This is a genomic window from Paraburkholderia sabiae (assembly GCF_030412785.1).
GTDB lineage: Bacteria > Pseudomonadota > Gammaproteobacteria > Burkholderiales > Burkholderiaceae > Paraburkholderia > Paraburkholderia sabiae.
Genome location: NZ_CP125295.1, coordinates 144,888 through 160,625, shown reverse-complemented (window position 1 = coordinate 160,625; position 15,738 = coordinate 144,888). Strand labels below are relative to the sequence as shown.

Below are 15,738 nucleotides of genomic sequence, written 5' to 3'. Positions count from 1 at the left end.
TTGCGTCACTTTTTCTTGGCCTTGCTCTTCAGCGTGAACAAATCATCGCCATCATTTACCACCTGAAATCCTGCAGGGTTCAAGAGGATGGCGCTACGAGGCTTGATCAGCACGTCACCCGAACACCTGACCTCCGCGTCGGACGCGTGCGCCGAGATAGCTCGTTTATAGTCGGCTGGTCCGAGGTCAATTTCGACCATTTTTTCGGTGTTTTCCACCAAAGCAGCGACTAAAATCGTGCCGTGTCTCTCGCCGTGCGCGCGGTCGAGTCGCTTGATGTAGCCTTGGACCGTCTTGTTGCGCGCTGTGTATGTGCGTCTGTAATACTCGGACGCCTTTTCTAGTCGTTCAATTTTTTCCTTTTGGAATGCAAATCTCACGGACGTCGGCGTATCACCTCCGGAACGCAAGGGCGTGATCGAGATTTCAAAGGCTCGGTTCTTGTCGCGCCCGCTTATACCTATCAAGGCGTCGCACATGTTCGCACTGGCGCCCGCTGCCACTGCCTCGTCGAGCGCTTTATGCTCGTCTTTTCTTTTACCTTTCGCCCTGATCGCATGACTAAGCGCCTTCAGGCCCGACGACAGATTTGCGATGACATTGTTTGTCATGTGCACGTTGTCTAATGCAGGCTGACTCTCTGATGGCTCGGGCAATTGCGCAAACAGGTTTACGACATAACTTCCCTTCTCCGTTTGACCTAGTCGAAGCGTCTCTAGGAAAGCATTTGTCACGGCCGTCGGCCTCTGATGATACTGCCGCTTCGTCAGGTAAGACATTGACGCCGCCGTCAACAACTCGAGCGCATTCTCGTTAAGTGCAACGCCATCGATAGCCGGTATGGTCCCGCTTTCGACGTCTTCGTGAATAACTCGGATGCTAATAACATCCCCGAAGCGCCCGCTCACCGCAGCGATGACGTCCGCTGTCGGCCGTTGCTCGAACTCGGCAATCGCGAGCACGGCATCCGCCAGGCGCGGCCAGAAATCGTCGGCTTCCTCCGATATGGGCAACAATACCTGAGCATCATTGTGATCTGCGCGGTGCCAGATCGACGCGAATGGGCCGAACGCTCCATCGTCCGCCCATCCGGTGGCTATCAGATAAGACTGCAGCTGCATCCATGTCACACCGTGGACTCGCTCAATGACGTCATCGCGGGTCATGCGCATTTCCCCTCGCTCGCCAACGTTACGAGATGCAGTAAAGACACGGTGTTCAAACGCTGGGTCAGCGGAATGTCGACCGTCACCTTCGATCTACCTTTGACAGACGGATCATTTTTGATGGATGCCCAGTAGCATGTGTTGTGCAGGCTCATATGCTGGGCATGATGTTGAATCCAATCGTCCGTGTCGTCCGGAACAAGCAGCACGATCAAGTATCTGGGAACAATGAGACGATCGTTCTTCAAATCGTCGTAGTTCTTCCGGGGAAGAGGAAACTTGATAACACCGTTCTTCACCATTTTTTGTGAAGTGGCTTTCAGCTGCAAGCTGATCTTGGGAAAGCGGTTCTTCGTCGCGGTGGGAATTTTTCCATCAACATCAAGGTCGATGCTTTGGTCGTCTACCCTCATATTTCCCGTGTTCAATCCAGCTTGGCTAGCGATCGCGTGAACATAGGCTACGTTGAATTGCTCTTTCTGATTGGAAATGAACATGCAACACCGCTCCGGCGTCGTCCGGACGTTCATAGCCCGGTTTCTTTAATTTTCCACATTGTAGCGAGGAACTGCGATCGAGGTTTTGACGACGCAATTCCGGCCGAGTCTTTATGGAGAACGTTGCATGAAGGAGTAGACGAAATCTCTATACAGACGAACGCCGAAGCAATTGCCTGACACGGCGCGAGATTGTCGTTCGACAAGTCATCAAAAGGCGCGGCTACGTCCCAAGTCCACCACTCAACGGGGAGCCCCACTAACAATTCGACGTAGAAAATCGTTGTCGGTGCCCAGCAAGGCGCGCCCTATGCTGATCGCTCAACGGTATCGGTGCGGCCCAGCGTAGCTCGTCACGCGCCTCATCGCTCAGTTGTGGCGAGAAAAGCGGACATCCGTCGTCACCAAAGCTCACCAATGCCCGGTCAAATGCTGCATCCCACAAAGCAGAAAGCAATAGGCCGTTGTGAGCATTCAGTCTTTCTGCGTCGCTATCGCAATCCGCCCAAGGGACGATATGCGAGGCGCGCAACAACGCTGGGTCCGTAATCCCGGTCAAAGGGCAGCGACCCTGCCAATATTCCATCAGGCTCGCGCGGAAGATATCTTGTCCAATACGCTGAACAATCAACCGCTCGGCCTCAGTCGCCTTAGGCATGCCCGCCACTTGTGTCTGGAAGATATGAAGCGGCGCATCGGGGAGGCTGGCAGCGAGCTGATAAAGGCGCGGGAGAATCCTGTATAGCTCGTTCAAACTCTCAAAAACATGGCGCGACAGACCTGGGCCGGGAACAACTCCGGCGGGGAGATTCAGCTCCGCAATCACTCCGGGATGATCGAGCGCAAGATGCCACGGTCCCTGAGGCCCATCGGCGGCGAGCCAGATCCTCCCCTGCGCAGTGGTCGAGGCAAATGCTGCCCAACCAGCATCCTCGCCCAACTGCCGGCGGAAGCCGTGCTGCCAAGCAGCCTTTCCACATTCCTCTCGGATGACAAAGGATTGGGGAGACTCGATCACAGCATCACCGTGTCAGCAAGCTCGCCCTTTTGCGCCATCCGGTCCCAGGCTTCCAGCACGAGGCTGCGAGTTCGATATTCGCCGTATTGGCGGATTTCCTTTTCCTTCAGCACACGGAAGGTTTCTGATGGATAGTCAGGGCCTTTTACCTCCGCAGGATCTAAGATATAGCGAAGTTCGTCGCGGGTCAGCCCATACATACGCGCATAATACGCATCGAGCTCCGCCCTCAAAAATGCACGGCGTTCTGTATTCCAAGGAAACGGCGGACCGGCATATCCAGCATCTTCGGCGAGGACGCGCATGCTCGCCGATGTGTAAACGAGTTCAACTAATCTGGGAAGCAGAAACGAGACGTCGTTTTCACCGTATACGCTCGGTTCAAGGACAGGCAGTTGCTTTAGCGTTTCCACGGTAAGATGAGTTCCCCCGATTTTCTGCCGCGCAACGTAATCAAATACAAGAGAGGACAAGCACCCAACAAAGAGCATTGCAAGCTTTGCGTCGGTCCCGAGAAACATCACTCGCAACGTGTGGGCAGCAGCACATCTCGGAAAAAAACCGGCAATTGTGGTGCGCTCGTTTGTAGCATTCGTTATATCGCGCCAGCCCATCAACCATTGTCGCGTCCAATCTTTGGACTGCAACCGCTCTAAAAGTCTAGATTCGCGCACCCAGTAACGAGTTTTGATTTCAAAAGTCGTTTCTTCTTTCTTACTGGCGACGACGTCAATCGTTTCATTCTCCGCAACGTCAAACGACGACCAGCGGTGGTCAAAGATGTGTAAGTTCTTTGCCTCATACAGCGGAACACACTGTCCCTGCAGAGGCACGTCCGCTCGAATTCGACCATCGCTAACGCTGGGCACGCCAATGTCCTTTGCATCGGCAAATTCGCCGCTGTTGTCAGCCATGTCAAACATTTTTGTCATGTAGTCGAATCCCCAAGGATTCGAACTCTTCGCATCCATCCTCAAGATCGGGGTGGACTGATGAATCTTCGCAGTCAATTCTGCGTCGGCGCGCGAGCGGAATACCGGCACAGTGCGGGTATTTGGGTTCAGCCCCGCAATGGTCTCCGCCGAAAGCGTGAAGTTCCGCTCAGGCTCCGCCAGTTGCGCAGCATCGGTTAGGAAGAACGCAAAGCGAGCCTCCTCCTCGTCTCGCCCAAGCGTGAGTAGGCAGAATTTCATGCGGCTATCTACGGCAGGAAACAGCTTTTCGCGATTCTCGAAATCCACCAGACTGGCGAGCCGCTTCTGTTCTACCAATAAAGCAAAGAAGGGCGCTGTAGTGGCATCAGTTGCGATGCCTGTCGGCACAATTACTCCCGCGCGCAATCGAGACAATTTGCTGAACAACTCGGCAAACAGTGCATAGGTGTTCACATCGCCGCGACCCGTCAGGACAAAACGTCCACCGTCCTCACCCACTACACGGACAAATTCACTAGTGGCCTCGGCTTGGCGTTTGGCAGCAATGAACGCATCCGACAGTGCTCGCTCGGCACTCCCCGCGGGAGAATCGCGCAGTGCCTTGATAAGCAGATCCCGCGCCGCCTTGTTCGGTGCGCTGGCAATCTCCGGCGAACGTGCGGCGAAGAACTCCTGCTCCTGCAGTTTAATGCGCTCCCACGGCGGGTTTCCCAGCACTACGTCAAAGCCGCCACCTTGCATGACATCGGGAAACTCCAGCGGCCAGTGGAAAGCGCGAGCTTGACGGGCGGCCTTTGCTGCGTCGAGCCTCACCTTCCGGACGTCGCCTTGTGCTTCGTCCGCCCGCAGTTCCGCCGTCGTCGGCACGGTGTGCGCGAAAGCGCCCGAGGGCAGGCCGCCGGTTTTCGGCATCAGAAAAGTTCCAACGTAGAGATCCGCCGCCGCCTCTGCTTGGATGAACTCCTGCTTGTTGCACAACTCCTCAAAGCGTTCTGCCTTCGCTCTGATCTGTTCAACCGTATCTTCGGGCAGAGCACGAAAGCCCGAGAAATCAAGCGCCAACGGCCTAAGTGCCGGCATCGATGACTGCCCGGTGCCGAAGTCGAACCCGCCCTGTCCTTTCTTCGCGTCCGTATTGGCCTGTAGGTAATACTTAGCGGTGGCCTTGTCATCCCCTATCAGGGGCTTGTAAGCCGCGTCGGGGATGCCTTTTTCCAGAACCTTCAGGTCAAAGACACCCAGCAATGCATCGCCACAACGGATCTGCGCGTCGAAGAAGCCTAGCGGCAGGCCCGGGTCCACCGTTTCGATCCAGAGTGCGACCTTGGTTAGCTCCACCGCCATCGGATTACGGTCCACGCCGTGGATGCAGTAACGGGCAACATCGCGCAGGGCATGGCGGAAATCGGCCAGCGAGGGCGTGCCCTCGGCCCGGATGCGGGCTAGGCGGGTTGCAATGCGGCGTGCGGCGGCCAGAAGGAAGTGGCCCGAACCGCAGGCCGGATCGATGACCGAGAGTCTCAGAAGCGCCTTGACGGGATCGTCGGCCTGCACCTCGATCCTATCGAGCACAGGATCAAGCGCTGTATCGAGCAGCGCCTGAACAAGGCTGTCCGGCGTATAGTAGGAGCCAGTGGTCTTGCGTTGATTGCCTTTCTGCTCCGCCGCTTCCGATGCAAAGACCAGACTGCGGCCGTCATCGCCCAGTTGCGGCTGAAGTTCGAGAAGCGATTCGTAGACGGATCCCAGTTCCTCGGTCTCCATCGCTCGCCAGTTGACCGGAACCATGCTGGCCTTTTCAGCAAGCCAGGACAGCCGATAGAGCGCCTGCATGAAAGCGTGGTTGCGCAGGCGGGCGTTCGTCAGATGAGGCAGCGCTCCATCGGCGAATAATCCGCCTAGCGCAGGCAACGCTAGCACGTCCTGTCCGGTGGCAAGTGCGTGGAAGGTGATCTTGACACCCTCGTAGCGATCATGGTGTTTGTCCCATGTCGCCCCCCGGAAGCACTGCGCACGCAGAGCAGTAAGCGAATAGCCGTCGGCATAAAGCTTGCGCGCGTCTGCCGGGGCATCGGGCGGATGCAGTAAGTTGCGGTCCTCAGCGACCATCAGGAAAATCAGGCGATAGACGAGACGCAGAAGTTCATTGAACCAATCGGTCAGGCTGATCTCGCCCGCCATCAAGCGTGCCGCAAGATCGGGGTTCGCTTCCAAGAAGCCCGAGCCAAGTAGTTTGAGCGCGCTTTGCACTTGACCCGCAAGGCGGTCACGAGCGGTTTCACCCTCGCGCGCACCGGCATCCCGCCAGCGCTCCAGTGCACAATCTGCAGCGGTGTTGCCTTGGCTGCCGAAGCGCGTGCGGTGAAGGAGTAGCCAGAGGACGGCGAAAGAAGCCGCATCCTCGTTAACAAAGATCTGCGTAAGATCCGCCTCGATATATGCCGGGCGAGTAAGGGAGGCGTTGTCCCGCATCAGTCGGATCACCGTGCCGTTGGTCACAAGCCCCCAAAGGCAGTCGTCGTTGTCGTTCAGATAATCTTGGAGTGCGACAGCCGGAGACCGGGATCGGTCCGTTGACAGGGTCACGCTGCGGCGATCGAGTTTTTCCTCGTTCGGCGGCACCACCACGACCGGCACGCGACCGCCGGCGATGAACGAGATCGCGCCACCCGAGGTGACTAGGTCCTCGAAGCCGAACGTCTCGGTTAGAAAGTCACGCATGAAGCGGCGCGTGGCTTCGGCAGACGGGGCTTTTATCCGCAGGAAGGCATCGAAATGCGACTGACCAACGCGAAAGGCGGTGGCGATTTCCTCGCGGATCGTCAAACCCTTTCGGATGCCGTAGGATTGGCGGGTTTCCTCATCATCCTTCGGAGCGGCAATCTGAGCGATCATTGCCGGGACGATCAGATTGCCTTCAAGGCCGAGCGAGGGCCATACGGCCATGTCGACGACAGGTTTGCGGGCCATGACTTACATCTCGCTCGGAATAAGGACGAAGAGACCGATCACATCGGGCGGAAGAATGGCTTCAACAGTCACCCGTGAAACAGATCCAGCAGCAGCCCGAAGACGGGCGTGATCCTCCGTGAGTTCATCGGCCCGATTCCGCACATAGTCCGCCAATGGGCCGTCAAGGAGGCCGAGCAGATCCTCATTAGCCTTGCGAATGAACCGGTCCCGCGCCGATTGCGCCAGATCTGAAATCGCGGGAGCGTTGAGCAGCGCGCGTGCCTCGTCTCCTACCGCGACAATCTCGTCGCCCTGCAAGGCCACAAGGGAGGCTTCCTCCGCGAGCAGAAGGCGCTCTTTACGCGCATGAACGGTCAGCTTGAAACGGATGCGCACCAAGGCTAGCCGCGTCAGCCTCTGCACGGCATTCGTGGGCCAGGCACCGACACGGCCAATACCAAGAGCGCTCAATGCCACAGGATCGAGCGAGGCTTCGAGCAAGGATTCCGCCAGCGTCGCAGTCAGGGGATGGGTCCGGGTGAGAAGTGCGGCCCCGGACGGTGCTGGCTCAGCCAGCGCCAGGCGAATCGAGCCTTGCAGGTTGCGCTGTTCGAGGCGCTCGCGCAGCGCCGCGTCGAGGCCCGACAGATGCGCGAGCAGCAGCGACTGCTTCGCTTCCAGCGGCATACCGAAGCGGGCCATCGTCGCTTCGACGAAGCGCCGGACATCCGTGGGCGAACCCAGGAAGCTACGGACCTTCTCCCATTCCGGCGCGACCTCTTGCGGCTTCATCGCGTTCTGGGCGAAGCGGGCACGCGATTTCGTCTCGTTTTCGGCGACATCACGCCATCGTGCTTCCATCACCTGGGTGCCGTCATCCAGACGGAGGTCCAGGGCCAGTTGTTTCTTGCCGCCTCGACGCAGCATCACCGATGCCATGAGAGCGTCCGTTACCGGGCCCCGTTCATCCGGAAGCGGCACGGTGACGCCGGTGGCTTTGCGGATTTCGGCGGCTTTGCGCAGGATCACTTCGAGCACTGCGCCGTCGATTGCGCTATCGGGCGAGAACATCATGATGGAGCGCACGAGCTGCGCCGGCTGGCCGAAGCGATCGACACGTCCTTCCCGCTGTTGATGGCGGGTCGGATTCCACGACAGGTCGTAGTGGATGACCGTATCGAATGCCTGTTGAAGGTTGATTCCCTCAGATAGGCAGTCGGTCGCGACGAGCAGGCGCTGCCCGCCCTTGCCCTCTTCTTCCGCGACCAGCTCCGCCACGCGATCGCGGCGCTCGTCCGGCGTCAGCATGCCCGTGACGGCTTCGATGGTCAGCTTTGGGAATGCGCGACGCAACCCGTCGCGCACGTAGTCGGCCGTTGCGAGATAGCGGCAGAAGACGACCGGGTTCGCCCCTTTCTTCAACAACGGTTTGAGGATCTCGATCAGCCCGTCCAGCTTCGGGTCCGCTACCTCGAGCAGGGTTTCCGCCTGCTCGACCAAAGAAAACAGGGCCGACTCGGTGGCGAAGCCGGCGGCCGGCTCGAGATCGACTGCGTCGCCATCATCACCGTCGTCGTCATAGATCTCGGGTTCGATCCGCTCGCTTTCGTTGTCCATGCGGTTGCGCAACGCGCTCAGCGCCGCGGCTGGAGAGGACCCGACGCAGCGCATGAGCGCCAAGGTGTTCCAAAACGCTAACCGCCGACTCTTGAAATTGCCGCCGACCCGTGAAACCACCTCAAGGCAGTAATCAATCACGGCCTCCTGAAAGGCGATTTGGGCTGGCAACAACCCGTAGGGAAGCTCGGTGGTCTCATGTTTCGGAAATACCCGCTCCTCGTGCCAGCCCCCCGTTGTGATGTCAATACGCCGGCGTTGAACAAAGTGCCTTGCCAGCCGCTCGCGATACTTCGCGTCATCGAAATTCATCGCGGCGAACGCGGGATCGATCAGCGAAAGCAGACGGCCGAACTCTTCCTCGTCGCCGGAATGCGGTGTGGCCGTCAGCAGAAGCATCCGGCGTTCAGGATCTTTCGCGAGGCCAGTTAGGAGTTCGAAGCGCTGCTGCTTGCCCGCGCCGGTTCCAACGCACGCATGGGCTTCATCCACGATGATGAAATCCGGACATGCCTTGGCGAAGTTTTCCCGGCGCTTGTCTGCCTTGATGTAGTCAAGACTGACGACCGTGAACGGATACGCGTCGAACAGCGACTGCGACACCGGCAACCCGCGCTCGAGGCGTGCCGCGCTGCCCGAAGTGACGGCGACCGCATCAATCCCGAAGCGGGAGTTGAGCTCGGTCAGCCACTGTTCGACCAGATGCGGCGGGCACAGCACGGAAAAAGCGTCGAGCTCGCCGCGGTCCATCAGCTCACGCAGGATCAGTCCAGCTTCGATGGTCTTGCCGATGCCAACGTCGTCCGCGATGAGCAGGCGCGGGACCTGAAGTCGAAGCGCCATCAGAAGCGGCACCAACTGGTAGACCCGTGGTTCGAATGCCAATTGCGCGGCGGAACGGAAAGGGCCGGCACCTCGGCGTAGTGTCAGGCGTAATGCATCGGCTAGCAGCACAGCCTTGGATTGAACCGTCTGACGGGCATCCTCCGGTAAGTCGAAGTGCGCCAGCTCGACCGGCATCAGCTCGAGACGCGGATCGAGAATGACCGCATCGCTCTCTGCGCCAGAGAGTGGACGCAGCGCCAGAATTCCATCGGCTGGCGCCGGCAGAGTCACCCACTCACGGCCACGAGCGCGAACAAGATCGCCCGGAGCAAAATCGACGGTCATTCTCTACTCCTTCAGGGCCGCAATGAAGTTCGCCGGCAGATCCGGGCCGGGCTCTTGCGGTAATTCGAAAAGTGTCCAGCCCATGTCATCGGAGAATGACTGGGCGGCGTCAGTCAACGTCTCGGCGGTCGCCGCAACCCTGTAATCGCGCCAGACGTAAGGAAATTCCTGACCGCCGAGCGTAGCCGGCTCGGCATCGGCCCGCGGCAAGCCGGCATGCTTGAACGCCTTGAACCAGCCTTCCGGTGCATCATCCAGGCCGACAGTTCGCGTTACATGGACGTCGCCTCGCGCGAGGTCCACCAGCATCCGCTTGGACTGTTGGCTCGTCCTGTCGATCAGTTCGTGATCCGGCTGGTTGAAATAGGACAGGAGGCATCGGTAGCAGCCACGGACGCATGCATCGCTAGGCCTATCCATCAAGAGAGATGCGTCACCCGCCGCAATCGCCTCATCTACCTGATCGAAGTGCATCAGCGACAACGCCGCACGCGCGACGCGGCCGAGGGCTTTGGGATCGTCGATAAGCCGGTTCAGCACGCCCGCACCGCCCTCGGTTGCCTCGTAGGCGAGAATGGAGCGCCGGTTAGTCCTCTCAGGCAACGGCTCGCCCAGAATCTCGCCCTCCTCCAACTGAAACTCAAGCCCGATCCCACGCATGAGCGCATGCTGGACTGTGGCTATCGTCTCTCGTGCTAGCGTCTCTGGATCGTTGAAACGAAGTAGCAGGGCGTTTTTGTGGTCGCGCACGATAGGCACGATCCGCACAGGTTTCGCGATATCCGGCGGACTGTCTGCGTCCACGCCTTCATCGTCAGCCTTCGCCCAGTAGCCTGTGCGAGGATCGATATTAAAGCCCAATGGGCTAGTGATTTTTCGTCGCTTGAGACCCTTGTTAATCCGGCTGATCTCAGCGCTATTCGCGTATTGCAGCGTGAGCACCGGTGTGTCTCCGCAACGAAATTCCGCCTCGGTGACATGCACGCGACCGTCCTTGCGCGGCCAGGAGAACACCGTTTGGAGATCAAAGCCCTGCCTCACCCGCTCTTCGTCATTGGCCGTAATCCGTTCCGCCGGCGCTGCCTCGAGATTGTCGATGCGCAGCGTGCGCTGGACCAGCAGCCCTCCCGCCATCGGCGCGTGACAGGCATGGCAGCGCTCGGCTTCTCTCTCGTGACAAGCCCCGCAATTTGGGCAGATGAGGATATCCTTCGTCACCAAGCCGTCGCCACTTCGCACTTCCGGCGGGAGCTTGGCCTTCATGACCCGATAGGCGCGCCCCTCGTGATAGATCAGACTGCGCGGGCCGAATTCGGAGATGGCAAGGAAGCGCGCACGCTGGAGAAACGACCCGGTTTTGCCGTCGCCAGGAACAAACGCATACAGGGGCAAACGTGGGAAGTTGTAGCCCGGAAGAAACCCTTCAGTTGCCAGATAGCGATACGAATAGAAGTCGGACCCGTTTGACGCCTTGCCTTGCTCCAATATGGCGAGCTGATCGGTCGCCTGCATCTGTGAAGCCTTAATCTTTTGGCGGTCCGCTTTGGACAACCCTGCGTTCATCGAATTTTTGTTCGCCTCCGCAAGCTGACTGCGCGCAGAATGGTAAAGCTCCCGCCAGCGGTCGAAGGCCTCGTTGAATCGGTCAGGCGCGTTTGTCGCAACAGAGACGATGAACGCCTCCTGGTCATCAAGCCAAACAGGCCTCGTTCCGCCAACTGAGTCAAGGATTTTACTTAGCACCTGCTCCATCGGAGCCCGGCTGGCCGTGACGAGCGAAGGCATTCGTATCGTTTCCAGCACATCCGGCTTGAGCGGGTAGCCCGTCTTCGTCAAGTCCAGGATCTCGGGAATGTCGGGCGACAGCGCCAGCTTCGTCTCTGCCAACCACACCGCGTGCAGATGCGAACGCACGAGTTCTTCATTAGTGATGTCGAGGGCCGGAGGTCGCACCACCCCCGCCACCATGTCGTTGCGTCGATTGAAGAAATATTGGTCGTGCGGAGACTGTGCCGCGCAATATGTAACGATTACGGCGGCCTGACCCGAACGGCCCGCGCGGCCCGCCCGCTGAGCATAGTTCGCTGGCGTCGGCGGCACGTTGCGAAGATAGACCGCATTGAGTGCGGAGATGTCAACGCCGAGTTCCATCGTCGGGGAACAGAACAGCGCGGGCAGGAATTGATTTGACTCGCCCGCAGCCTTCAGCTCGGCGACCTTGTCCTTAAGAAGTTCACGATCACTCGCCTCAAAGCGGAACCGCCATTCCCGCCATTCGCGCTGCCGCTGCGTGACCTGAGCGGTGTGCTCCCGCGCCTCCAGACCCTGGAAGCTACCGAGCCCGGCTTTGAGGTCCGCCGCGATGTCTGAATAATGCCCAGTAAAGAACGAGTTGCCCTTGACGTCCTGTCCCAACGCAGCAGGACCGGCAACAATACGGACGGCGGAAGGCGCGAGCCGCCAGCCGGAAAGGTCCGCTTCGATCTCGACCGGCATGACAAGCCCTTCGCGCTGCAGAATGCCCATCAAGCCAGTCATGAATGCAAGATAGTCGTCCTTCTTCAGTCGTGTGCCGATCATCGACTTGCGATTGATCAGGCGCCCGAGTCGAGAATTATGCCCAGCGCGCAGAATGGTTTGCTCTTCCCGCAGGTTGACCCGGTCCTTACCCGGCGCCTGAAGGAAGAGCGTGGTATTGCCGCGAAGCGTTTCCTTTTGATCGATTGCCCAAGGCATACGCAAAACGCCGCGCGACTTCTGGCTGATACCGTCGAGCACCGTCCGATCTAAGGCTTCGGTATTAACCGCTAGGCCCTCAAGGAAGAATTGCAGGATGGCGTGCACGACTTTGCGACGCTGCTCAACTTCCATACTTCCGAACGCGGGCAGCACGTTACTCAAAGCCGCATGATTCTCGGCGATATCGCTCAAGCCGACGAATTCGACTGCAAGCAACTTCAGTTCAGCAAGACTGGGATTGGTGAAGCGCCAGCCACGCCGAAGATCAGTCCACACGCGGTGCGCCAGCACCTTTGCCAACGCCCGTTGCGCATCCTCGCGGATTACGGCGCCCGCCTCTGGTTCCAGCATCCAATGGACCCGCGCGTCCTTGTTCACAGCTGTAAAGCCAAGTGCACGAACCGTTTTTAGGCCGAACTCCTCCTCACTCATACCTTCCGGCCCAGCATCCAGCACGGCACGCAGCATCGCCCCGCGCAGAAGACTGACGAAGAGAAAATCGTTGAAATGGCCCGCCTGAAGCGCGGCATCCTGCCGGTTGTCGGTAAATCCGAGGAGCTTGCGCTTTTCGGGCGGAACGCCGCTGTCCGGTTCGCTCATCCATTCCAACGCAGTCGCTACCAGCAGCGTGGTGGCCGAAGTTCGCCCTTCACCAGATAGACCCGCCAGCTTGCTGCGTTCCCGCATGTTGGGATGCGGCTGTTCATGGCAGGACGGGCAGAAACCGAAGCGACCAGGAATAAACCAGAAAGAGGCTCCGCCGGGGCTATAACGTCCGTCGGGACCGATGGTAATGCGCGCGGGAGCTCTCTCCTTGCGGTTAGCGCGCAGACGTTCATCCCCTTTGTATTCTTCTCGCCAGTCCTCGGGATAAGTGTCGATCTCGCCATTGAAAATGTAGTCCGAGTCACCGTCGCCCACCGGTGTGAGATAGCCCGCAGCATCCGCCTCTTCGCCGTCAAGTGGCGCATCGTCGATGCTGCGGGGTAGGAATATCGGACCGCCAGCACTGTCCATCTTTGTGACCACGTGCACCTCCTGTCCGCACGCGCGGCAGAAGCGGGTCGGATACAGTCGGTTACCCGGCGCTTGCGGGTCTTCAAGCTGCCCTTCGAATAAAACACGGCGGGGGCGCCCCGTTAGCGTAGTAAATATTTCGCCCGCGCCCGAGATGAACCGGTGCAACTTGAATGCAAGGAAGGCCCCATCACCTTTCCCCCCGCGATCTTTCTCAGGGAGGCTGACATGCGTGAGGAATCGTTCAAACGCTTCGCGACAGATCTCGCGGTCGACTCCGCTATCAATCGCAAGTCGCTCCACCGCGTCCCCGAAAGGAACAGGAGCTTGGCGGCGCAACTCCTGCTCATCCTTCAGCCCAATCGCCAGTTCGGCCCATACGGCCAGCGGATGCTTCCGCAGAATGTCGTCAGTGAGAACTTCCGACAGCGGATTGGTCAGCACCGACGCCAATTGCGGCTTAATGATTTCAAGTGTCAGGCTGTCGTCCGTAGCGCGCTGTAGCGCTTCGTCGATGACAGCGTCCGGCCCGACATCAGCACCGAATAGCCGTGACGCTACCGCAGCGACGGCCAGCGCCTTGCTCTCGTCCGATCCTTCACTAGACATGGTGGCCGAGGTGCCGATGTAGATCGGCTCATTGTTCGGCGCGCAACGGTTTCGAAGACGACGCACGAGGATCGCCACATCGGCTCCTTGCCGCCCACGATAGGTATGTAGCTCATCCAGAACAATAAATTCCAGCCCGGCGGCATTGGCAATCACACGCGAGTCGAGATCATCCTGTCGCGTCAACAACAGCTCGGCCATCATGAAGTTGGTCAACAAGATGTCAGGCGGGTTTTCCGCAATGCGCTGACGCTCCTCACGGGACTCTTGACCGGTATAGCGCTTGACCACCGGCTTCAGCGTTTCAGGTAGGCCCGACTGGGAAATGAACTTGTCGATCTCCTTGATCTGGCTGTTAGCAAGCGCGTTCATCGGATAGACGATGATCGCTCGCGTGCGCCGGGGAGCACCCGACTGGAGCGCCCGCACTATCGCATCCACAATGGGGACGAAGAAGCAAAGCGATTTTCCCGAGCCCGTGCCAGTAGTCACGACATAGCTATCCCCTTTGCGCGCTTTTGCGATCGACTGCGCCTGGTGCCGACGAAGGCCTATAGGGTTGCCATCAATTCTGAAAATGCTGCCCGTGGCCTTATCGAGGTCTCCAGAAGCTACGAGCTCATCAACGGTTGGTCCGTCGCGATAACGCGGGTTCAGCGACAACAGACTGCCAGGCCAGAAGCGCCCAGCCTCATATTCTTCTTCGACCTTCTTTTTGATGTCGCTCGCCCGGATTTCAGTGAAAGACCTCGAGAAGCGCTCGTAATTTTTTATGAGATTGTGATCGAATTCGAAGGCTTTCATATAAAAGATCCTTGAGTCGCTGGTAGGCAAAGCTCACTGGTCAGCAGGCATTCAACGTTCTTGCAGGCCACGCCCATTTTCTTGATAGAAAACCAATGTTAGACGTGAATGATCTGCCAGATGTGGCGAATATTAGTGAAGGGACGTGGTGTGCTTCATCTTCCGCAAGAACATTTCGTCCACGCTGAGACTCTGCCGCGAGCAGGCCGTTGGTCGCCTGGAAGCGATTGCCCGATTGGCACCGCGGACTGGCCCATCATTGAGCAGACCCTAGATGGGTCAATCCGCCCTAGTCGAACCCAGTGCTGTTCGAAGTCACACCCGACAGCCCACGAATTGTCGGTAACACTCGCGGCCTTACTCAGCTCCGCTATGAGCGCGGCCATTCTTCTCGTGCGGTCACACGCCAAGTTCGCCCTTGGATTGGCCAGTTGATTTTTTGGTGTGTCCAGCACTTCATTCGCAATCCCCCGGCGAAGGCTTGACTTGCCTCCACTTAGCTCGTTTTCCGCCTATTCTACAGGGCCGCCCCTGCTTGCGGGATCTGCCTGCCGCAGCGATGGCGAATGCAATACGGCTTATAGGGCGCGTCCGCACCGAATTCCCGCAAAGTTGCCACACATCTACTTGTGCGCTTCGGCACTTCGAAGAGTCGCCCCAACTTATACGTTAGCCGAAGGTCCTCGCGCCGCTAGATATGATCCACAAGTTTTTTGATAGCGACCAGCCCACGAAGGCCGCTGTGCGAGCCGCACGCTAATGGCCTACGCATCAGCGCACGCAAAGATAACGAGCGCTTCAGAATAAATGCATCATGAGATAGCCGCTCCGCAGCACATAGAAGGAGGCAAAAACTTGATGCTGGCCGGTTTGAAGACCGATCGCAAAATGGCAGCGACCCATCGCGCATAATCTTGCAGCTGGACGCGAACATTGGCGCATAGTCCAACTGCCGCATGCCCCAACTTATGCGCCAGCCGTCAGACTGCGCGCCCTTATTAATGCGTAGCTCTCGAATATCCGAGCCCAACAAAGTGTCAGCACGCGCACTAGCCACTCTCCTGCACACTTTGTTGTTTGCTCGCGAGATCTAGGTCGCCGTTCGTATGAATCGACCAGTTGGGATTCGCCATGCCTGCGGCCCCCATTTATGCGTTGAACTCAGATTCCAACGGAGCAGGCTCATGCGAGGATCCTTATGCCGATCGAACAGC

General features: G+C 58.5%; 6 protein-coding genes. All 6 read right to left on the bottom strand.

Annotated elements, in window-relative coordinates; translation table 11 throughout:
* Positions 1 to 5: 5 nt before the first annotated feature.
* Positions 6 to 1,166, bottom strand: a complete 1,161-nt coding sequence (locus QEN71_RS00715; protein WP_201660836.1) for a hypothetical protein — start codon at positions 1,164 to 1,166, stop codon at positions 6 to 8.
* A complete protein-coding gene (locus QEN71_RS00710) occupies positions 1,163 to 1,663 on the bottom strand; it encodes a DUF4365 domain-containing protein (RefSeq protein ID WP_201660833.1) in 501 nt (166 codons plus the stop codon). Before QEN71_RS00710 ends, QEN71_RS00715 begins: the two co-directional genes overlap by 4 nt.
* Positions 1,664 to 1,922: 259 nt before the next feature.
* Positions 1,923 to 2,681 carry an HNH endonuclease gene (locus tag QEN71_RS00705; RefSeq protein WP_201660831.1) on the bottom strand — a complete coding sequence of 253 codons (759 nt, stop codon included), beginning with the start codon at positions 2,679 to 2,681 and terminating at the stop codon, positions 1,923 to 1,925.
* Complete coding sequence (locus QEN71_RS00700; protein WP_201660829.1) at positions 2,678 to 6,586, bottom strand: Eco57I restriction-modification methylase domain-containing protein; 3,909 nt, start codon at positions 6,584 to 6,586, stop codon at positions 2,678 to 2,680. Before QEN71_RS00700 ends, QEN71_RS00705 begins: the two co-directional genes overlap by 4 nt.
* A 3-nt stretch (positions 6,587 to 6,589) precedes the next feature.
* A complete protein-coding gene (locus tag QEN71_RS00695) occupies positions 6,590 to 9,355 on the bottom strand; it encodes a DEAD/DEAH box helicase (protein ID WP_201660827.1) in 2,766 nt (921 codons plus the stop codon).
* A gap of 3 nt (positions 9,356 to 9,358) precedes the next feature.
* Positions 9,359 to 14,524, bottom strand: a complete 5,166-nt coding sequence (locus QEN71_RS00690) for a DEAD/DEAH box helicase (RefSeq protein ID WP_201660825.1) — start codon at positions 14,522 to 14,524, stop codon at positions 9,359 to 9,361.
* Positions 14,525 to 15,738: the final 1,214 nt, after the last annotated feature.

Bases quoted from the DNA above. Each gene is read 5' to 3' on its own strand.
- QEN71_RS00715 (WP_201660836.1), bottom strand. From the start codon at position 1,166: ATGACCCGCGATGACGTCATTGAGCGAGTCCACGGTGTGACATGGATG.
- QEN71_RS00710 (WP_201660833.1), bottom strand. From the start codon at position 1,663: ATGTTCATTTCCAATCAGAAAGAGCAATTCAACGTAGCCTATGTTCAC.
- QEN71_RS00700 (WP_201660829.1), bottom strand. From the start codon at position 6,586: ATGGCCCGCAAACCTGTCGTCGACATGGCCGTATGGCCCTCGCTCGGC.
- QEN71_RS00695 (WP_201660827.1), bottom strand. From the start codon at position 9,355: ATGACCGTCGATTTTGCTCCGGGCGATCTTGTTCGCGCTCGTGGCCGT.
- QEN71_RS00690 (WP_201660825.1), bottom strand. From the start codon at position 14,524: ATGAAAGCCTTCGAATTCGATCACAATCTCATAAAAAATTACGAGCGC.